Genomic DNA, 20,375 nt, shown 5'->3' with positions numbered 1-20,375 from the left:
TTAAATGTAAGCTTATGATTTTTGTTGAGTAATTTATTCCTTGGAAGTCCCTAAGCGACTAGTGTAGCCCAAAAAGGAATTAATCACAGTTTCTTTTGGTGGTGTATAACCCATTGCTTCTAACCACCCAGGAGCGCGAGAATTGCGTCCACTAGCATCTACTACTAAATCAGCAGTGAAATCTATTTGTCTATAAGAAATATCTTGCCTGTCATCAAATTTTTGGCGTACCTGCACACCCGTGACCTGAGTTTTGTTAGGGTTAGACAGCAAACTAGTAACCTGCCCTCCTTGCACAAATACAACACGGTTGTTAGCAGCTAAACGACTGCGGATAATCCATTCCAGCAAATTCCGACTTAAACTGTAAAAGTTCAAATCGGAATTAAAGCGGGGTGTCCATCCTCCTAAGCCATACCACAGGTAATCAGCGCTGGCGTTAATGGCGACTGCGCCAGATGCAGCTAATTCAGTCTGGATGCCTGGAAAAAGCTGTTCTATAACATCCAAACCCCGTTTGAGTAAGACGTGAAGATGATGAGCTTGGGGTACACCTGGGCGCTGTTCTGGTTGAGCGCTCAAATGATCGCGTTCAATAATTGTTACCTGGTTAAAGTATTTGGTCATCACTTGAGCTGCTAGCAGTCCAGCGATACTTCCCCCAATGACAAGAGCATGGCGTTCGTCTGGTTTGGTAATGGTTGACTCAAACATCTGATCTTTACCCTCTAGCCCGGATTTATCACAATTTCTGAAAAATCAGGGTCAAAAACTGCCAAAGAAGATATAGGATAAGCATTTTAGCAGTTCAAACACATGACCCCTTCTAAAACAGATTGTATCGCAGCATAACTATTATTAGGACTTACGCAAAACTACACCCGTAAGGGCAATTCATGAATTGTCCTTATTATAAAATCATTCTTTTTGGCTACTGTTTGCGTAAGTCCTAGAATAGTCTACCAAAGCATACATTAACAATTCAAAATTCAAAATTAAAGACATTTCAGACGGGGATTTAAACCCCGACTGAAACTGGTGCTACATATAAATGTAGGGTCTTAACGCCTTCAACTTATGATAAATTATGAAGAAAGGGCAAAAAAAATTGTGGTCAATTCATATAAAGTCCCGAAATTACCACTACCACCGTCACTTTTAGCTTCAGAAGTCGGTTCTTTCACTGAGTTTACAGTTACTCAAAGGATGCCTGAAATTGCCCGTAGAGTTATTGTTGAAAATAATTTTTCACCAGAAATTAATACAAGATTAGAAAGGCTTGCTACAGAATTGCCGACAGGATATTTACAACCTCTGGTGAACGATACTGGTGCAGATTTTCCAGCTTGGGATACATATCTAAAATTTTACAAGGGTCAGCGTTGGATAGATATTCCCTGGTTTTTTGCAGAAACTTATTTTTATCGGTTAATTCTAGAAATTACTCATTACTTTCGCCCTGGTATATGGCAAACTGTTGATCCATTCCAATTGCAAAAATCTCAGGGATTAGAAGCATCTCTTGACTCAACTATTCTTCTATGTACTCAGGGTAATAAATGGTTGGAAGAATCTAAAATAGATGTCCCACTAAACCAAACAGCTTTAATTGCACTATTATATTTCTCTTTGTGGGGAAATCGAGTGGACTTGAGTTTATGGTCAGCATTCGAGGATGACCGAAGTCGTTTTGATATTCAAAATCAATTAGCTCATATTTTAGTAAATGATGCCTCCCAAATTAGTGAATTATTAACTCTTTCTCAAGGAGATCGTATTGATTTTGTTTTAGACAATGCTGGTTTTGAACTTGTTTGTGACTTATGCTTAGTAGATTTCTTATTAAGTAGCAACTTAGTTAATCAAGTTTACCTGCACCTAAAACCCCATCCTACTTTCGTTTCTGATGCCATGATTAAGGATGTCCATGATACAATAACTTTTTTAGCCGCTACTAGTCATCAACAAGTGACATCTTTTGCTCAGAGGTTGGAGGAGCATATTGCATCAGGGCGTTTAGTCTTGTCTGAAGATTACTTTTGGACATCACCTTTAGCATTTTGGGAAATACCTAATTATCTTAAAAATGAGTTAAGTAATACCAGTTTAATTATAGTCAAAGGAGATGCAAATTATCGTCGGTTATTAGGCGATCGCCATTGGAATATTACTAGCAGATTTGCAGATATAGTCTGCTACTTCCCTGCACCAATGGTAGCATTACGCACACTGAAATCGGAAGTAGCAGTAGGTTTAAAATCTGAGGTTGTTGAGAAAGTAGCAAAATCTGACCATTCTTGGTTGACCAATGGACAATGGGGTGTGATTCAGTTCGTGGCTTAGTAATATAGAGATATAGGATGGGACTGGGGACTGGGGACTGGGGACTGGGTGAAAAGTCTTTTTGCGTCTAAGTTTTATCATCTGTTGATGTCCTAATCACCAAAGCTTTTGCTATAATGCTCCCTTTTACCGCCAACTCTAACAGAGGCACTGTGATTTTTCAAGGTGCTGCTTATCACTTAGACTAAAGTAGTACTTACGCAAAATTATGAAAAAATGAACCGGAAAAGACACGAAGTAATAAGAGTTTGAGAGAGTTTTTGCGTAAGTCCTATAAAGGACAAAGTTCGTGCGATCGCTTCTTTAGAACAAGGTTTAGCGATCGCCAAGCAAATCAAGATGCGATCTAATTAATCTTAATCTCCGGTTTTCTCTTGGCAATTTGTGTTAAAATCAAAACTTTGACATTCTGTAGCTTCCAGTAATTGTTTAACTGTATTACCAGGCTGACAACTCATCAAAGTTGCCCCGATTGCAGCCAGTGTAACAACAGTAGCTAGTCCTAATAAAGTAGCTCGTTTTCTAGGTTTGATTACCCTGATTAAATAATCTATCCCAGTGGCATTACCAACAACCTCAATTGGCCCAAGTGCTTTTAAAGCAATAGCCGCATTAGCATAGTGACGTTTTCGGTTGCGTTCCACCATTTTCTTCAACCACCACCGAAAACGCGGACTGATTTGAGGAACTAATTGCTGGAAATTAAAGCGATAGTTATCATCAATTAATTTCTCAATCTCAATAGAACGGGTATTAGTAAGTAAGCAAATTAGCGTTGCTCCTAAACTATATAAATCTGATGCCTCACTCAGGGAATGACCAAACTGTTCCTCAGGTGGCATAAAACCTGGGGTTCCTGCTACAAAGGTGCTAAGAGCTATTTTCGCACCCTGTATTCTAGCCAAACCAAAATCAACCAGATAAGCATTTAGTTGCTCATCAACCAAAATGTTTTCTGGCTTAATATCCCGATGAATAATTGGCGGAATTTGCTTTTGTAGATAAACCAAAATCTCTAAAATTGACAAAGTAATTTGCTTTATTTCTTCTGGATTAAAGTTGCTCGTTAAGCCTAAAGATGGGGCATTTTTGTATTCCTGCACCAGATAAAAAGCCCCTGGTATTTCAAAAGAATCTACATAGCGAGGGATGCGAGAATGATTTAGTTGTTGCAAAATTTCGATTTCGCGCTGATATGCTTTTACATCTGACAAATCAGCATCCGCACGAGCAAAACAAAACTCCTTAATCACCACTTGTTGCTTAGAGTTGAGGACATTAGCTAAGTAAGTAATGCGTCCCCCTTCTCGGTTGCGTCCTAATTCGCTGATAACTTGATAGCCTTGTTTGGAAAAATTTGGATAGTGATTTAAGGGAATTACCCCTTTATGTCCATTACGCACATCAAGCTCCATTAAAATCACATGATTTTGATTTTGTCAAGGTGCAATTAGAAAGATTAAGATGCACTCACCGAATTTTAGATTTTAAATTTTGAATTGAAAGATTCAAAATGAAAAATTCTTGAGAGAGCAACCCTGCATTCATGAGCCACTGCGGTCTTCGAGTCTCACGCCACTCCCTTCAAGTCGGGAAACTCACCCAACGGGGCGTCTCCTTAAGTGGAGCAAGTGGCTTATTAATGGTCAATCTAAAATCTAAAATCTAAAATTGAGTTACCCAGATTGTTAGCCCCATTTTTACCCTGCATGGGCCAAGGCGCATAGGCAGAAAGTGTCTTTGCATTTGCGTCTTGGCGCGAAATTCTTAACTTTGCGCTAGCCAATCGATAATCTGGGCATTAACAACATCTGGAACTTCATCATGGGGACAATGACCGGCATTGGGAATGGGAATAATTTTAATTTCTTTGCCATTCTGACGCGCCTCTTCGTAAATCTTTGCCCCAGTAATTGGTGTCCAAGGATCGTCAGCACCCCAAATTACTAATAGAGGACGTTCTACTTTGGGCAAAAGTTCCTCTGGGCTTGGCCCAGGAGGGGCTGTGAGAATGGAGGCGAAGACTTGTTGCGCTCCTGGATCGCAAGAGGGAGTATAAAGTAAATCGACTAATTCATCGGTGACGGCTTCACGGTTTCGGTAAACTTGGTAAAGAGTCCGGCGAATTTGGGCTTTTTGGCGGATGCGGTTAAAGACCAATTTACCTGTAATTGACGATCGCACAAACCGATTAAAAGTTGCCATCACCATCCGTAGCGGTGGGTTCAATTCGTGAGGACGATGACTCAATCCCCCCGCAGAGTTAATTAAAATACCACCAGCAGCAATTTCTGGATGTTCAACCAGTACAATCAAGCTCAAAAGTGCGCCGATAGAATTGCCAATAAATACAGCAGGTTCGTGTATGTGTGCTGTGCAAAAATCTTTCAGCAGTTCCACCCAAACTTCCACACTGTAATCAATGGGCGCTTTATCGGAACCACCAAAACCTAAAAGGTCTATAGCAAATACCTGGTAGCCAGCATGAGCTAAAACTGGGATATTTTTGCGCCAGTGTCCAATAGAAGCACCAAAGCCGTGAACTAGTACCAGAGGGCGCCCTGTACCCATGACAGTGTACTGAATTTTGTAGCCCTGCCAAGTCCAAATGAATTTTTCAAAGGCGTCTTGGGTTGGAAGCTGTTGTGTAGTTACAGTCATTAATAAGATTCATAAAGGGTTTCTTAAATCATAGTAATGTTCTCTGACTATCCAATGGCAAACTGTAACTACAGAAAACCGTACTCAGGTAAATTAGTAAAAGCTGGCATCGCAAGCTTTCGGCTTAATAATACACCAAAATGAATGTGGGAATTACTCAAAAAAACAAGCAAACAAGCGAATTGAGAAAGGCATCGGCTAATTGCTTGCCCAAAACACCAAAATGAGTACGCGATATACCGAAATGAGTAAGCAATAAGCCTTTTTGCTTGCTGAATCTACCGAAATGAGAAAGCAATCAAGCATATTGAGTAAGCAATAAGCCTTTTTGCTTGCTGAATCTACCGAAATGAGAAAGTAATCAAGCATATTGAGTAAGCAATCAAGCATATTGAGTAAGCAATATGCTCGTTTGCTTATTCAATATGAAGTTTTGAGAAAGTAATATGCCTTTTTGCTGATTTAATATAAATTTTAGTTAAAGATGCGGGTTATCATTTAAATGCAATTGAGTCGTTTGATCAGTGCGACGATGCACGACTGTCATCTGAGCATACTTTGCATAAAATGAGATACTTGCATCAACATCAGTGACTGCAAGTGCTATGTGGGTAAAACCAAGATTCAGACATCAAGAAAACTCCGTGTGTAGACTTAACCGGACGAATGTAGGTATTGGCCTGAGTGCTTACTAAGAAAGCTGACACGAATGATAATGAAGATAGACGTTATCTTCACAAATTTTATGTTTTTAACTTGGTTAGACAGTAACTCTTGGCTGCTGGAAATCGGCGGAAAACGAATACTAATTGACCCTTGGCTGGTTGGTTCGTTAATTTTCAGCAATTTGGATTGGTTATTTAAAGGTTCGCGATCGCAAGAGCGCCCAATCCCAGATAATATCGATCTGATCCTGCTGTCTCAGGGTTTAGAAGACCATACTCACCCACCAACGCTCAAGCAGCTGGATCACAGCATCAAGGTTGTAGCTTCTCCCAATGCAGCTAAGGTAGTACAGCAATTAGGTTACACCCAAGTAACAGTATTGGCTCATGGTGAAACTTTCACTTTAAATAATCAAGTTGAAATCAAAGCTTTCCCCGGCTCTCCAATTGGCCCGACTTTGGTGGAAAATAGTTATCTTCTCAAAGAATTGGAGAGTGGTTTAACTGTATACTACGAGCCTCACGGGTATCATTCACCGCAACTTCAGCAGGCTGCACCCATCGATGTAGTGATTACACCGTTTATTGACATGACGCTACCTTTGCTTGGGCCAATTATTAAAGGACAAAATAGTGCTTTAGAAGTAGTAAAGTCGTTACAGCCTCAAGTCATATTATCTACAGCAGCTGGAGGAGATGTGGCGTTTGCGGGATTGCTGATGAAATTCATTCAGACTAAAGGAAATGCTGAGGAATTTCGTTCGTTAGTAGAGAAAAACAATCTTTCGACGCAGGTGCTTGATCCCAAACCAGGCGATCGCTTTGAACTACGCTTAGAAAAGCGAGCATTAGCAATCTAAATCAGAATGTGAAAAGCTCACGTATCGACGCGCAGCAACTACTCTTCCAGAACGCCTCAAGGCGAATCTGTAGGGTAGGCGCAAAGATACAAACAACAATTCATCCTTCAATTCGGCAATACCGATAATTGGTATAGTCCCGGACTTCCCCAATTTCACTTAAGTAGGATATTAGGTAAAAAAATCTAAAAATTAACCGAAAATACCCTGAGGGGGCATTGCATTTTGATATCGGGAAAAGGTCTAATCAAAGATTGATCCTTTAATTTAGTAAGGCTTGAGTCTAATGAAGACCCTCCCTGGATTGCTATTTGTACTTAGCTTCATGGTAGTAGCTTGCAGTCCGCCTCAGGATAAAACGGTGTCTTCTAATTCCGAAGTAACCAGCACTCCGGTTCAAGCAGGACAAAAGACACAGAATAAGCTTTTAGTTGTAACGACAGTAGCTCCTTTGACGAATATTGTAAGTAACATTGCAGGCGATCGCTTAGAAGTTAAAGGTATTATTCCAGAAGGAACCGACTCCCATACCTTTGAACCTCGTCCCAGTGATTCTGATTTGCTATCCAAAGCTAATCTGATTCTCGCCAATGGGTTGCATTTAGAATCCCCAACAGAAAAACTAGCTAAAGCCTCAAAGCCTAAAGAAACTAAAATCTTTGAACTAGGCAGTAACACTATTACCCAAGACCAATGGCTTTTCGACTTCAGCTTTCCTAAAGAAAAGGGTGATCCCAATCCTCATCTGTGGGTAAACCCCAAGTATGCTGAGGCTTACGCCAAACTAGCCGCCCAACAATTAACCACCTTAGACCCTGCTGGTAAAGACTACTACGCGACTAATCTCAAAAATTATTTACAACGTCTGGATGCCCTAGACAAAGCAACACGAGAAATCGTCGCCAGTATTCCCGCCAAAAACCGTAAACTTTTAACCTACCATGATTCTTGGGCGTATTGGGCCAGAGAGTATGGTTTTCAAGTAATTGGTGCGATTCAACCTTCAGATTTTAAGGAACCATCCGCTCAAGATGTCGCAAAGCTAATTGACCAAATTCGCGAAACAGGTGTTCCAGCAATTTTTGGTTCTGAGGTCTACCCCAGCAAGGTAGAAGAACAAATTGCCCGTGAAGCAAAGATAAAAACAGCCAATACTGCCGACGATGAGTTACCAGGCAAAGGTTCAGCTAATGCAATGGAAAATACTAATCCTGAGCATACCTATATTGGGATGATGGCTAACAATATGCGGATTATCGCCTCTAATTTGGGAGGAAATCCTGATTTGGTGAAGAATTTGAACACTGGAAATGTTGTTGGGCCAACAGCAACTAAGTAAGATTAAGAAAATAAGTACAGCAGAATTCAGAAGTCAGAATTCAGAAGTAAAACACTCTCTCTACCTGGCTTTTAGACGAATCGTTATGTACACCAACTTGAAATCTGCTGTATATGCAACCAATACTTGAAGTTAGAAGTTTAAGCTGTGGTTATCAAACCCAGCCAGTGTTTAGGGATGTTAATTTGACGCTTTATCCTGGTCAACTTACTGGTTTGGTAGGGCCTTCTGGGAGTGGTAAAAGCACTTTAATCAGAGCGATTTTAGGGCTAGTTCAGCCTTGGGCTGGAGAGATTTGGTTTCGAGGAAAGCGCTTAAAGCCAGGAGTACCACCAAAGGCGGTGGGCTATGTGCCGCAGGTGGAAACGGTGGATTGGACTTTTCCAGTTACGGCTTTGGAAGTGGTGATGATGGGGCGTTACCAAAAGCAGAAGATTTTGCCTTGGTCTTCGCGGCGCGATCGCCAAGTTGCCGCCGAACTCCTAGAGCGCGTTGGGGTTGCCCATGTTGCCCATCAACCCATTGGTAATCTATCTGGTGGGCAACAGCAAAGGGTTTTTATTGCCCGTGCTTTAGTAGGAGAGCCGGAAATTGTTCTTCTAGATGAACCCACCAGCAGTTCAGACTTACACGTTCAACACGAATTATTGCACCTATTAGCTGATTTGAATCAGCAAGGCTTGACAATTATCTTATCAACCCATGACCTCAATTCGGTGGCGACTCATTTGCCTTGGGTGGTATGTTTCAACCACGGTTTAATTTGTCAAGGTCAACCTATTGATGTCTTCACTCCCGCGAATCTTGAGCAGACTTTTGGTGGAGAAATGGTAGTTTTCTATCAACAAGACCGAATCTTGATTGCTAGCGGCGGTACTTCTCTACGCCATCAAATGCAAGATAACTTGCCCCAAGTATTGCGTAGCTCCAACTCGTCGAAATCTGCTTAATCTAAATACTGTATATGGATTTTTTCCTAGCACCCTTTCGCTACGAATTTTTTAGCCGTGCGATTTTAGTAGGCATGATGGCGGGCCTATTATGCGGCATTATGGGAGTTTATATTACAACTCGCAGAATGAGTTACATTGCTCACGGTTTATCTCATGCGATTTTGGGGGGAGCAGTGCTGAGTTATGTACTGGGCTTGAATTTCTACATTGGCTCTGGAATTTGGGGTTTTGCAGCTGCTCTGTTGATTCAATATTTGACGGGACGCAAAATTTACTCAGATGCGGCTATTGGGATTGTGACAACTGCTAGCTTTGCTTTAGGAGTAGCTGTGATCAGTAGCTATCGCAAATTTAGCCAAAACTTTGAAGCTGCTTTGTTTGGTAATGTGTTGGGGGTTTCCCCTAATGATTTGTGGGTGGTGACTGGTGTAACGATTGTCTTACTCAGTCTTATTTTCTTGTTTTATCGCCCGTTGCTATTTTGGTGTTTTGACCGGGAAGTTGCTCAGGTTCATGGCGTACCCGTTTTTGCAATGGATACTTTATTTGCTTTGATGTTAGCGACTTTACTGGTAGCGACACTGAATGTATTGGGGGTGACTCTAATTATTTCAGCAGTGGTGATTCCAGCATCAATTGCCCGATTAGTGAGCGATCGCTTTGGTTATCTAATGATTATTTCCGGGATTTTAGGAACTGTGATTTCGTTTGTGGGTATCTACCTCAGCTACTACCTTGATATTGCCTCTGGAGCCAGCATAGTGCTACTCTCAACTGCGATATTTGCCTGTGTCTTGCTCACCAAGAATCTGCAAGGACGGTATAAACGCCGTCTTCCTCCCGTCTATACAAAACATCTCTCTTAACGAGAGTTAGTCCAAATTTTATGCCAAATTTTTATTACAGCTATTTTCAGGTAAATAGCTGTAATATTATTTTGCACATAAAGTTCTCTGATGAGAAAGGGAATTGTAATCCCTGCTTGCTAATAGCGTTTTTACAGTTTTTTTAAGATGAGTTTTTTATGAATTATTCCAGCCATTAAGCCAGCTAGACTAAATGTTATCGGCGGAATCCATTCCATCATATCAATTTTAAGATTGGAATTTTAGATTTAGCAGAGCAGCATTTTTGCCGTGATTCTGGCTAAATTTTACCTTGTTAGTTGTCGGATTAGCTGATTTAGATTTTCTGGCTTATGGACTTGCCAATTATTTACCACCCAGATTACGTTGCCCCGCTACCTGAAGGACATCGTTTCCCGATGTCTAAGTTCCGGCAACTTTACCAATTGCTGTTAGCTGACGGTGTAGCGAATCAAGAACAATTTCACACCCCCGAACGTCCCCCGTCAGAGTTGATAGAATTAGCCCACACCCCAAACTACGTTAAAGCTTACTGTGAGGGAACTTTAGATCCCAAAGCACAGCGTCGCATTGGTTTGCCTTGGAGTCCAGCATTAGCGAATCGTACTTGTGTGGCGATAGGTGGTACGATATTAACTGCTAAACTGGCACTAAGTCAGGGTTTAGCTTGTAATACGGCTGGTGGAACTCATCATGCTTTTCCTAGTTATGGATCTGGTTTTTGTATTTTCAACGATTTAGCGATCGCCTGTCGCGTTTTACAAAAATTCGGACTTGTCCAAAAAATCCTGATTGTAGATTTGGATGTGCATCAAGGAGATGGCACCGCTTTTATCTTCCAAGACGACGACAGCGTTTTTACTTTTTCTATGCACTGCGAAGTCAATTTCCCCGGTACTAAACAAAACAGCGATTTGGATGTTCCTTTGCCAGTGGGAATGGAGGATGATGCTTATTTACAAACTTTAGCGAATTATTTAGCAGATTTATTATCTAAAGTCAAGCCAGACTTGGTATTTTATGATGCAGGCGTTGACCCTCATATAGGCGATCGCTTGGGAAAATTAGCCTTAACTGATGCTGGCATTTTTCGCCGAGAAATGCAGGTTTTGAGTACTTGTATAAGTAGCGGTTATCCAGTCGCCTGCGTCATTGGCGGTGGTTATGCTAATGATATGAAATCCTTAGTATGGCGACACTCCCTGCTGCATCGCGCCGCCAGTGAAGTTTACCAGCAGTATAAACTATAGTCAGTTAATAGGAAATACTACCAAAATCGTAAAGTTTTTAAACGCAGAGGAACGCAAAGTAAACGCAAAGGTACGCAGAGTATTGCCAAATTTAATTTGTAGCGAATGGGATTAAAATAAACTTTGCGCTCCTCTGTGTTTAAATTTAAACCCTATTTTGTCGGCAAAGGTAGTACTGGATGAACAACGGCAAACTCAGAATATACGAACTAGCAAAAGAATTGAATTTGGATAGCAAGAAGCTATTAGCAGTTTGTGACAAACTCAACATTGCAGTCAAAGGCCATACCAGCACCATCTCAGAATCCGATGCAGAACGCATTCGTTCAGTGGCAAATAAACTAACAGCAAAATCCTCGAAAACTAAAACAAACTCTGAAGATTGGGGCTACATGTTTATAGCTTCAGCAATTGATAGTTTCATCCGCCATCTTGAAGGTGAAGCTGCCCTGAAATCATATCCCGAATTTAGGGAGCGGCGCGATCGCGCCAATGAGTTAATGTATGAATGTGTCGGTAAAAAGCCTTCTCTATTTTATGTGCGTCGCCAAGGTGCGGGGAAAGAGGTAAGAGAAGAAATTTGGGATTTGACAATAGCAACAGACTCTGATGATTTTCCATTATCCGCAAGACTTGATAAGCTCAGAAAAACATTAGGATTTAGAGCGGCTGTATCAAAAGATGGACGCGGCGGTATAAAAATACTTTCGGCTCAATTGTTACAACCCTCACGGGGACACGCCGATAGCTGTGCTATACCTTGTCGCTTGCGTCTCTTACCTAATCATCAGCATCATCTCGACATTCCACCCGCAACATTGAAACGCATCGCAGCCGCGCCAGTTTGTGGCGAAAATGTGCCTACAGAAGATCAGCTTAAAGCTTGGAAAGCGTTTTTGCAAATTGAGGAAAAAATCGCTAAAGCACGTCAGTTTTGCGTGCGTTACGTAAGTCATAACTATAACTTCAAAAGACGAATCAGTTTTGAAATAGATGTAGCTTCAGCCACCCTTGACGGCTTTTATCAAAATTCTCTCGACGTGGAAAACTTCTGGGAACGAGCAAGACGTACTAAAAACGAAGATTTGAAGCTTTTTGAAACTGCTCCCATCGGAAAAAATTGGATTATCGGTCGTCAATTAGGAACTGTTGAAGAAGTTGATCCTAACCGTTGTATTATCAGTCTCAGACTAGAACGCGACTTGGCTGAATATATGGCAGCAGAGCGTTATAAGTTGCCAGATACAGGATTTTTGTGTTTTGAAGCAGTTGGTGATATTCAGCAGATTCAGCGCAAGAAAAAAGCTTTAGATGATTTGAATAATGGTTACACCCAAAATCCATATTTGGGTAACTTTTTATTCGATGCTTCTCAAGCTAGACAAATCAAAACAACTATCGAACTTCAACCACAGGATTTGTTGTTATCTTCTGCTAATCCTGGTCAGAAAGCAGCAGTAGAAAAGGTACTTGCTACTAAGGATCTTGTTCTCATTCAAGGGCCACCTGGTACTGGGAAAACTACCGTAATTGCCGAGATTTGCTATCAAATAGCCCTTCGTGGCGGACGAACTCTAATAGCATCTCAAGCCAATTTAGCAGTAGATAACGCCTTGAGTCGATTAGTTCACAACCCCGTAATTCGCGCTGTACGAAAAGGTAGAGCGGAGAAAGTTGGGGAAGAAGGACAACCATTTTTAGAAGACCAAGTGATTGGTAGATGGCTAGAAAATACAGCAAACGACTGCGAAAAGAATCTTACTCAAAGGCTCGAAAATATCCAAATTTTCAGTCAATTACTCGCATCATCAAAAAGATTTACTGCCTACTTCCAAGCAGAGGAAGAATTGAATCAGCAACAAACTAAATTCAATAAAAATAAAGTAAAGCTAGAGGCAAACTTTAAAAATCAAGAGAAATCTTACAATGAAACTGTACAAAAACAGAACGAGGTTGAATCACTAATTGCAGGACTGGAAAATCTACTAAATACTGCACCAAATATCAACTGGGAAGCTCCAGAAGTTACAGATTTTTTGCCGCTTCTTAAGCCATACACAGAAGGTAACAGTTTAGTAGAAGAATTTTTAGTAAATGTTCGTCAAACCATCAAATATACTGATGAACTTGGCTTTGTACGTCCGACGCTTGGTGCTTTTGGTTTAGCGGTTTGGTTGCGTGAAACTGTAGCAAGAGAAATTTCTGGATTTAAAACTGCTTTGACTTATGCTCAAGAGGCAAGTAAAGCCATCTTAGAAGTTGCAGCATCAGTGGAGATTGTTAAACAGAATTTTGCCTCATTAAATCAGCTACAACCAGATTATCAGAAATATCTTGCCAAACTGCAAAATATACAGCAAACAATCCAGATATGGGAAAACCGCAAACGCGAAATAGATTACATTATCTCAGCAGTTAAGGAATGGAAATCTATAGCACCTTCTCATCTTTATCAAACTTTGAAAGATTGTCAGCAATCAGGTTTACCACTAACAGAAACTTTAGTTGACTTGCCGCTAGGTTTGTTGATGTTTGCTAATACATTGAAATTACCAATAGTCCCAAAAAGTTACAAAATTAACCTGCCAGAATGGGAGTTATTGACAAAGGCGATCGTTTATGAGATAGACGGGGGTTTTACTGACAGACGGGGTAAACAGCATAATTTCAGCTATTTTTTACAACAAAATTTTAGTCAGATTCCAATGGTGCTATCAAAGAGCGATCGCACCTACTGGCAAGAAACCTATCAACAGTTTATTAATTATCAGCTACTCAACCCCAAACAGCGAAAATTATTAGTTGAGAATACCCAGGTTTTTTTAATTAGAATGCAACGGACTTATGGTGCATCATGGGAATGGAATAACATCGACTCTACTCTCACCCGGATTACACAAGATTTACTAGATACTATTCTTGTAAATGCACGTCAATGCGTTTTAAAAGTCAAGACAGAAACTGATCAACAGCTTCAGCATCTGCAACGCCAATTAAATGAACTTCAGAAAAATGAAATCAGCCAACAGCAAATATCCATTACTCAAGCTGAGGTAGAAAAAGCACAGCAAGACGCTAATTTGCAACTTGGACGAGTTATTAATATCTTGCAAGAACTTAATCAACAAAATATACCTGCTCAATTACGCATTCTAACTGAACAATATCTCGCAACACAATCCAATATTTGGGAGCAGTCACAGGAGTTTTCAAATCAAGTTAATTATTGGAGAACTTCCATTAATCAACTTGAAACATTAATTTCATTATTAGAACCTTTTACTGTGTTGGAGATGATTAAAAGTGCTCTCTATGAGCATTTATCAAAGCTACAACAAGAAACTGAAACTTCTCTACAGCAGCTTCAAAGATTCCAAATTAGCCTCCGCGAAATAGAACATAAATTACAACCACAGCCATCAGACAATTTAATAGTAGAAAAAAATTGGTGGTTGACAGAATGGCAAAGAATCCCAGATAAATTTAAACCAGAAAATTCTGCTGAGGACTTGTTTAATATAGAGTTATTACGTAGCATAAATATTAGCTTTGAATTTTGGCAAAACCAACTTGAAAAGGATGAAATATATCTCAATAAATATCAAAATTTTGTACAAGATTGGATAGAAAAATTAAGACAGCCAACTGAAGGTGATGGCGACGATTTAAGGCGCATTTATTTAGATAATGCCAACGTCGTCGGTATCACCTGTGTTCAAGCTGCAAATAGAGGTTTTTCTGAAGAATTCAAATCCTTTGATGTTGTCATTATTGATGAGGTTAGTAAGTGTACTCCACCAGAGTTACTAATCCCAGCATTGAAAGGCAAAAAATTAGTCATGGTAGGTGATCATCGGCAATTACCACCTATGCTTGATACTAGCACTTTAGAAGAAGTTGCTCAAACAATTGGTCACACACGAGATCAACTACAATTCTTAGAAGAATCACTCTTTAAAAGTCAGTTTGAATCTGCTGATGAAAGTATAAAACAAATGCTAACTACACAATATCGAATGCACCCATTTATTATGGGAGCAATCAATCAGTTTTATGATGGTAAGTTAGAATCTGGTATTTTAGAGCCAGACACAAAACGCGCACATAATTTAGCAGGCGAAATTATCCAAGAATCTCAGCATCTTATTTGGGTAAAAACGCCTATAGAGAATCAGTTTTTAGAGCAAAGAAACGGAACTTCTTACTTCAATACTCAAGAAATTGATGTGATTGAACGTCTGTGTCAGCAGTTCGAGACTACTTGGGCTTCTAAAGTTGCTAATGGTGAAGCAAAAAAAGAAATTGCTGTAATTACATTTTATGGCGCTCAATTAAGAAAAATTGATGAGCGTCTGCAATCTGAACTTTTCCCTTCATTAGAAATTCGTACTGGTACTGTAGACCGATTTCAAGGTATGGAACGACCTGTTGTAATTGTGAGTATGGTTCGCAACAATAGTAAAGGAGATGTCGGATTTGCTAAGAAGCCAGAACGGGTAAATGTTGCATTTTCTCGCGCTCAAGAACTACTAATAATTGTGGGTTGCCATAATTTATTTACCCATCAAGCAGGTAAAGTCGGAAGTATGTATTCCGAAGTTTCAAATATTGTAAGTATTCATGAAGGTTTTGTTGATGTTTCTCGCCTCTTGGAAGATGTTTGAAAACCCAAAACGATATTTTTGGCGTTAACTAAAAACCACCTCTTTAGGATAGGATGGTTCTTGCTTGATAATTCTTTCCATTAAGTTTGGGCTTCCAAGATGCCTCTTATACTTCTTGGCGATAATGTCGGTAAACCCCTGCCAGTGGCTTCCTCAGCTATCTGTATATGGTAATGATGCTTTGAACGACAGGGTTTTCGGTTCTTGCTCCATTCGCTGATTTCAACGATTTTGTTCGCCTGAAGAAGATTTGAAACTAGTGCTTGCCTTTAATCTCTATTGGGAAGGTGGGAAGACTCATTATCAGAAATTTCACGAAAGGCAGTACTGGGAGAGCGTACTTCGTCCCCAAGCGAAAGAAAGACAAAGGGAGAGCGCTCGTCGTTTGAATGAATCGAAGTGTTCAAATTTGAATCATTCGATAAATGAGAGTAAGTTTCAATTAAAGAAGGGTAAACCTGTGATTTGGGAGGTCTCGGAAAATCTAAATATAAGTGTTGGTAGTTATCACAAGGGTAAAAAAGTTTTTGAGTTTATTTCTCAATTAGGAAAACTGGAAAAATTTAAGGCAGTTGTTGCACTGGAGATGGAATTTAACCAGAGTATTGATGCGGCTTCTAAAAATAGCTTGATTTACTCAATTGGCTGTGCAATACTCCTAAATTAACAACTGTATAACAGTAACTCTATCGGAATATCGTATTTTAAAAAGGAAAGGGATCATGCAGCTACTATGGTTTCTCCCAACCCACGGTGACGGGCGCTACCTTGGAACTGGTACAGGCGGGCGGGCAGTTAGCTTTCCTTATTTGCGACAAATTGCTCAAGCAGTAGATGAACTTGGTTATACAGGGGCATTACTACCTACAGGGCGTTCTTGCGAAGATGCTTGGATTGTGGCATCAACTCTAGTATCTCTGACTCGACAAATGCGTTTTCTAGTGGCAGTGCGTCCTGGATTGGTATCACCTGGAGTGGCAGCACGGATGGCGGCGACGTTTGATCGCCTTTCTGGTGGGCGTTTACTGATTAACGTCGTAACAGGCGGCGATCCGATAGAGTTGGCGGGAGATGGCTTGCACCTAAGTCACGATCGCCGCTATGAGTTGACGGATGAGTTTTTGACAGTATGGCGGCAAATTGTCGCAGGTGAGGAAATCAATTTTACAGGTGAATACCTGAACATTGAGGGTGGTAAACTCCTGTTTCCCGCAATTCAGAAACCCTATCCGCCCTTATGGTTTGGAGGTTCCTCTGCGATCGCCCAGCGTGTTGCAGCTAAACATGTAGATGTATATCTCACTTGGGGTGAGCCACCTGCTCAGGTTGCCGAAAAAATTACCTCAGTTCGGAGACTTGCAGAAGCCGAGGGACGGACATTGCAGTTTGGCATTCGCCTGCATGTAATTGTCAGGGAAACTGAGAGTGAAGCTTGGGATGCCGCGAATCAACTGATTCGGTATGTGGATGAGAAAGCGATCGCTAATGCCCAAAAAGCATACTCGCGTATGGATTCTGTTGGACAAAGTCGCATGACTCAACTGCATAAAGGTAGTCGAGAAGCCTTGGAAATTAGTCCAAATTTGTGGGCAGGGGTCGGTTTAGTGCGAGGTGGAGCGGGAACTGCTTTAGTAGGCGACCCCCATACTGTCGCTAAAAGAATATTGGAATATGCTTCTTTGGGTGTTGATAGCTTTATTCTCTCTGGTTATCCTCACTTAGAAGAGGCTTATCGAGTAGCAGAACTGCTATTCCCACATCTGCCATTGGAGAATGTTCCCACAATTGAACAGCAACATGTATTAAGTCCATTTGGCGAAATTGTTGCAAATCTTGATTTTCCAGAGCAACAACTGGGAGCAATTCATGAGAAAGCGTCCTCATTCACAGTTGATTAATAGCAATTGCTTTATATCATTAGGAGATTTTGACATGACGAATATCGTGGCGATCGCTGGTAGTCCATCTCATCCTTCTAAAACCTACGGCATTTTGGAATATGCCGCCAAGCTTTTACAACAACAAGGCTTGCATGTTGACATTATTTCAGTTCGTGATTTTCCGGCTGAAGACTTGGTTTTTGGACGATATGACAGCCCAGCTTTAGAACAGCCAAAAGCTTTATTATCAAAGGCTGATGGTGTGATAATTGCCACCCCAATTTACAAAGCTGCTTACACAGGCGTACTCAAAGCATTTTTGGATTTGCTGCCGCAAAAAGCATTGTCAGGAAAAGTCGTACTACCAATCGCTACTGGTGGGACAATCGCTCATTTATTAGCAGTTGAGTATGCCCTCAAGCCGATATTGTCTGAATTAGGCGCACGGCACATACTAGCCAGTCTTTATGGGGTAGATAAACAGATTCAACAAGAAACCGATGGCAGTTTGCAGCTTGATGAGGATATTGAGCGAAGGCTCAACGATGCTCTCAAAGAATTAGTCAAAGTTGTGAAATATTCTCTTGTAGAGCCTCCAGAATTAGCTCATGTGAATTAACGGGACTTAAACAAAAATCAAGCCCAAATGTAGCCCAAACTGGCTTTATGAGAAGCAAACACGTCTCAATTCCAGTTCAACCAATCAATAAATCGAAAAGGTAAGGATTCAGGTCAAGGGGGTATTGACAAGTGTGACATCTGAGGCAGACTATCACAATTATGGAAAAAGACCTGCCTTTGAAACTAGAGCGTGAAACCCTTCTCCAGTTGGCGATAGAACAACTGGTGGATATCATTGTCGATCAGGCGATCGTTAATCCAAGGTACAGAGGTTTGGAACAGCGTCATACCAATCAATAACCATCCCCAGACCAAAAGAACTTCAACCCACCACTAGCAAAACAAGGGTTTTCCAATAATTAGCTTGCAATAATTTATCTTAAGTAATACTTAGGATAGCCAGTAATGCTCCTTTGTACCGATTTTCAGGCTAGAAAATCCTCTATAAAGTTGACATCACCCAAAGAAACTTTAATGCTAAAATACTCTCCTAGTTCGCAACTAAAGTTTAGTTGAATACTCTTAGTACTTCTGGCAGTAGCTTGCATCACAGGAGTACCTAAATCATCCAATATCATTACTTCCAGTTCTTCTGGCAGATACTTTTGGCTATTAGTTGGACACACTTTCACAAAAATATTTATTTCTTGTGCAGAAATAGGTACTAGTCCAACTATTAAAGCGATTGGTTTACTTTCTGATTCTCGCCCTAAGTCCAGCAGTTTTTGTTTTTGTTCAATAAGAATTGAATTTTCAGAATTTTGAGCTAAAGTTTGTTCAGCAGACCTAAATGTAAAAGCTAGTTTGGCTTGATGCAGATCAAAAAGTGGTTCTAGGGTTTGCCAACCAATATCAACAACATTCATCAACCATTTGCTCAAGCGAATTGGTTGTTTTTGTTTTTCAGGCGTTTCACTCAGTTGGAAGATGAACTCTTCGAGCGATCGCAACTCGCTTAGAAGTACTGAATTACATTCGGTCACCATTTTAATAAATCCTAACAGAGTTGCTTCTCTTAGCGATTCATCAAGCTGTACAGCTACGTAACCAATTCTGTCTGAGCAAACTTCTGGTGGAATATGAATTACTTTTTCACCTGGTAACACTGCAAGGCATTCGATCTTACCTTGACCAATGACTTGTAAATCAGCAACATCCATTACTGCTTGCATTGCTGGGTTCCAACTGAAACTTGCTGGCCAATTTGTTTCAACCCCCATGCAACGCAGGTAGAATTTTACGGCAGATACCGCTAAAGTATTGAGATAAACCTGCTTGGCTTTTTCTGGACTGCTATGCAGAGAGCGAAACTGTTCTGCTAATGCGCGATCTGACAAACTGATAGGTGCGATAAAGGTTAAAGATTCTGAAAGGTTTCTCATCATTTATTCATCTTTAATTTAATTTACATTGCTAACACAATACTCTTTTAACTTTGAAGAAAACTTATTTACACATCGGTAATAAAAGCTACTGACTGTGGGAATTTTTATTTTAAATTCTGCCGAAATCTCTTTCCAAAATTTTCCCAGCAGTCGTCGCGTCGCTAATGCTTGAAAGTTGACTTGGGGACATTTTTTTATATGTTCATTTTTAAAAATATTCTCTGGGTCTAATTCTATACATTCTTTCAGGATATCTGTCAGATTTTTTGGTTCTTCTGATGAGGCGATAAGATTATCCAAGTCAGTGATTGTTATTATTTTTATATGTGATGTATTATTCTGAAATTTATTAATCGCATCCTTAAAAAATCGCCGTTCCAAAAGCATATTAACCCATGCCATGACGCTACCGCGTTCTGCATCATACTTGTCAATTTTTTCACAAATATAAAGCAAAAGTTCTTGACGTGCCTCATCATAAATATTTTCATAGACAGCTGCTGGAAATTGGCTTTTTTGTGGATGGCAAAGCCTACAGGAGCGCACAATGCCAATAATCAGTTTTGTTAAAGTGAGTTGCCGTTCTGGCGATCGCGGAGGGTATTGTTGAGCTGAAATAGCCAGTTGTAATAGATGTGAATCTAATTTATCTTGTTCGAGATGATGCATTTGAGACTTCAAAAGCGAAGGTGAATCTCTATTTGTCTCTCGCTCTCTAGCCCTAAATTTTACGCAAAAGCATTCTTTTTGTCATGAATGTTTACATTTCAAGGCTTCCGCGAACATAATTTTCTGCTATTGTTCCGCCATTCGCTTCATGCTTGGCTGATTTCTGTTTAGGGACTTCCAAGGAATAAAATCACCAAGTACAATAATGATAATCATTGT

17 protein-coding genes are annotated in these 20,375 nt (G+C 40.4%); 11 read left to right on the top strand and 6 right to left on the bottom strand.

Features of this window, described 5'->3' with window-relative positions; genetic code table 11:
* Positions 1 to 33: 33 nt before the first annotated feature.
* A complete protein-coding gene (locus tag ACFFAP_RS21305; RefSeq protein ID WP_375513082.1) occupies positions 34 to 714 on the bottom strand; it encodes an FAD-dependent oxidoreductase in 681 nt (226 codons plus the stop codon).
* Between the two features lie 396 nt (positions 715 to 1,110).
* On the opposite strand from ACFFAP_RS21305, the gene ACFFAP_RS21300 reads away from it, so the two are divergent.
* Positions 1,111 to 2,343, top strand: a complete 1,233-nt coding sequence (locus tag ACFFAP_RS21300) for a damage-control phosphatase ARMT1 family protein (RefSeq protein ID WP_375513081.1) — start codon at positions 1,111 to 1,113, stop codon at positions 2,341 to 2,343.
* Positions 2,344 to 2,699: 356 nt separating this feature from the next.
* On the opposite strand, the gene ACFFAP_RS21295 is transcribed toward ACFFAP_RS21300, so the two are convergent.
* From ACFFAP_RS21295 to ACFFAP_RS21285, 3 genes are all read right to left on the bottom strand, one after another.
* Complete coding sequence (locus ACFFAP_RS21295) at positions 2,700 to 3,758, bottom strand: serine/threonine protein kinase (protein ID WP_375513080.1); 1,059 nt, start codon at positions 3,756 to 3,758, stop codon at positions 2,700 to 2,702.
* 352 nt (positions 3,759 to 4,110) lie between these two features.
* Positions 4,111 to 5,004: an alpha/beta fold hydrolase gene (locus tag ACFFAP_RS21290; RefSeq protein ID WP_375513079.1), complete on the bottom strand. Its 894-nt coding sequence runs from the start codon at positions 5,002 to 5,004 to the stop codon at positions 4,111 to 4,113.
* Between the two features lie 478 nt (positions 5,005 to 5,482).
* Positions 5,483 to 5,611: a VOC family protein gene (locus ACFFAP_RS21285; RefSeq protein WP_375513083.1), complete on the bottom strand. Its 129-nt coding sequence runs from the start codon at positions 5,609 to 5,611 to the stop codon at positions 5,483 to 5,485.
* Positions 5,612 to 5,749: 138 nt separating this feature from the next.
* Here ACFFAP_RS21285 and ACFFAP_RS21280 point away from each other — a divergent pair, with 138 nt between their 5' ends.
* The 10 genes from ACFFAP_RS21280 (at position 5,750) to ACFFAP_RS21235 (ending at position 18,402) form a co-directional block, all read left to right on the top strand.
* Positions 5,750 to 6,529, top strand: coding sequence for an MBL fold metallo-hydrolase (locus tag ACFFAP_RS21280; protein WP_375513078.1), 780 nt, complete (start codon positions 5,750 to 5,752; stop codon positions 6,527 to 6,529).
* Positions 6,530 to 6,815: 286 nt separating this feature from the next.
* Positions 6,816 to 7,868, top strand: a complete 1,053-nt coding sequence (locus ACFFAP_RS21275; RefSeq protein ID WP_375513077.1) for a metal ABC transporter substrate-binding protein — start codon at positions 6,816 to 6,818, stop codon at positions 7,866 to 7,868.
* 113 nt (positions 7,869 to 7,981) lie between these two features.
* Positions 7,982 to 8,818, top strand: coding sequence for a metal ABC transporter ATP-binding protein (locus ACFFAP_RS21270; RefSeq protein WP_375513076.1), 837 nt, complete (start codon positions 7,982 to 7,984; stop codon positions 8,816 to 8,818).
* A 14-nt stretch (positions 8,819 to 8,832) separates the two neighbouring features.
* Positions 8,833 to 9,687, top strand: a complete 855-nt coding sequence (locus ACFFAP_RS21265; RefSeq protein WP_375513075.1) for a metal ABC transporter permease — start codon at positions 8,833 to 8,835, stop codon at positions 9,685 to 9,687.
* A gap of 332 nt (positions 9,688 to 10,019) precedes the next feature.
* On the top strand, positions 10,020 to 10,937 hold the full coding sequence (locus ACFFAP_RS21260; protein WP_375513074.1) for a histone deacetylase: 918 nt from the start codon (positions 10,020 to 10,022) through the stop codon (positions 10,935 to 10,937).
* A gap of 179 nt (positions 10,938 to 11,116) precedes the next feature.
* Complete coding sequence (locus ACFFAP_RS21255) at positions 11,117 to 15,601, top strand: translation initiation factor IF-2 N-terminal domain-containing protein (RefSeq protein WP_375513073.1); 4,485 nt, start codon at positions 11,117 to 11,119, stop codon at positions 15,599 to 15,601.
* A gap of 250 nt (positions 15,602 to 15,851) precedes the next feature.
* Positions 15,852 to 16,268 carry a hypothetical protein gene (locus ACFFAP_RS21250; protein WP_375513072.1) on the top strand — a complete coding sequence of 139 codons (417 nt, stop codon included), beginning with the start codon at positions 15,852 to 15,854 and terminating at the stop codon, positions 16,266 to 16,268.
* Positions 16,269 to 16,323: 55 nt separating this feature from the next.
* On the top strand, positions 16,324 to 17,499 hold the full coding sequence (gene ssuD, locus ACFFAP_RS21245; protein ID WP_375513071.1) for an FMNH2-dependent alkanesulfonate monooxygenase: 1,176 nt from the start codon (positions 16,324 to 16,326) through the stop codon (positions 17,497 to 17,499).
* A 34-nt stretch (positions 17,500 to 17,533) separates the two neighbouring features.
* A complete protein-coding gene (gene ssuE, locus ACFFAP_RS21240) occupies positions 17,534 to 18,100 on the top strand; it encodes an NADPH-dependent FMN reductase (RefSeq protein ID WP_375513070.1) in 567 nt (188 codons plus the stop codon).
* A 161-nt stretch (positions 18,101 to 18,261) separates the two neighbouring features.
* Complete coding sequence (locus tag ACFFAP_RS21235; RefSeq protein WP_375513069.1) at positions 18,262 to 18,402, top strand: hypothetical protein; 141 nt, start codon at positions 18,262 to 18,264, stop codon at positions 18,400 to 18,402.
* 125 nt (positions 18,403 to 18,527) lie between these two features.
* Here the strand turns inward: ACFFAP_RS21235 and ACFFAP_RS21230 are convergent, their stop codons facing one another.
* Positions 18,528 to 19,487, bottom strand: a complete 960-nt coding sequence (locus ACFFAP_RS21230; RefSeq protein ID WP_375513068.1) for a DUF1822 family protein — start codon at positions 19,485 to 19,487, stop codon at positions 18,528 to 18,530.
* A 15-nt stretch (positions 19,488 to 19,502) separates the two neighbouring features.
* Positions 19,503 to 20,156: a sigma-70 family RNA polymerase sigma factor gene (locus ACFFAP_RS21225; RefSeq protein ID WP_375513067.1), complete on the bottom strand. Its 654-nt coding sequence runs from the start codon at positions 20,154 to 20,156 to the stop codon at positions 19,503 to 19,505.
* Between the last annotated feature and the right edge of the window lie 219 nt (positions 20,157 to 20,375).

The sequence above is a fragment of the uncultured Nostoc sp. genome (genome assembly GCF_964245575.1).
GTDB lineage: Bacteria > Cyanobacteriota > Cyanobacteriia > Cyanobacteriales > Nostocaceae > Nostoc.
Note: the sequence above shows the minus strand (reverse complement) of the source record. Positions and strands in the feature narration are given on the sequence as shown.

Coding starts and splice junctions, on each gene's coding strand:
- ACFFAP_RS21255 (WP_375513073.1), top strand. CDS start 11,117: ATGAACAACGGCAAACTCAGAATATACGAACTAGCAAAAGAATTGAAT.
- ACFFAP_RS21295 (WP_375513080.1), bottom strand. CDS start 3,758: ATGGAGCTTGATGTGCGTAATGGACATAAAGGGGTAATTCCCTTAAAT.
- ACFFAP_RS21225 (WP_375513067.1), bottom strand. CDS start 20,156: ATGCATCATCTCGAACAAGATAAATTAGATTCACATCTATTACAACTG.
- ACFFAP_RS21280 (WP_375513078.1), top strand. CDS start 5,750: ATGTTTTTAACTTGGTTAGACAGTAACTCTTGGCTGCTGGAAATCGGC.
- ACFFAP_RS21235 (WP_375513069.1), top strand. CDS start 18,262: ATGGAAAAAGACCTGCCTTTGAAACTAGAGCGTGAAACCCTTCTCCAG.
- ACFFAP_RS21265 (WP_375513075.1), top strand. CDS start 8,833: ATGGATTTTTTCCTAGCACCCTTTCGCTACGAATTTTTTAGCCGTGCG.
- ACFFAP_RS21230 (WP_375513068.1), bottom strand. CDS start 19,487: ATGATGAGAAACCTTTCAGAATCTTTAACCTTTATCGCACCTATCAGT.
- ACFFAP_RS21290 (WP_375513079.1), bottom strand. CDS start 5,004: ATGACTGTAACTACACAACAGCTTCCAACCCAAGACGCCTTTGAAAAA.
- ssuD (WP_375513071.1), top strand. CDS start 16,324: ATGCAGCTACTATGGTTTCTCCCAACCCACGGTGACGGGCGCTACCTT.
- ACFFAP_RS21305 (WP_375513082.1), bottom strand. CDS start 714: ATGTTTGAGTCAACCATTACCAAACCAGACGAACGCCATGCTCTTGTC.
- ACFFAP_RS21260 (WP_375513074.1), top strand. CDS start 10,020: ATGGACTTGCCAATTATTTACCACCCAGATTACGTTGCCCCGCTACCT.
- ACFFAP_RS21270 (WP_375513076.1), top strand. CDS start 7,982: ATGCAACCAATACTTGAAGTTAGAAGTTTAAGCTGTGGTTATCAAACC.
- ssuE (WP_375513070.1), top strand. CDS start 17,534: ATGACGAATATCGTGGCGATCGCTGGTAGTCCATCTCATCCTTCTAAA.
- ACFFAP_RS21275 (WP_375513077.1), top strand. CDS start 6,816: ATGAAGACCCTCCCTGGATTGCTATTTGTACTTAGCTTCATGGTAGTA.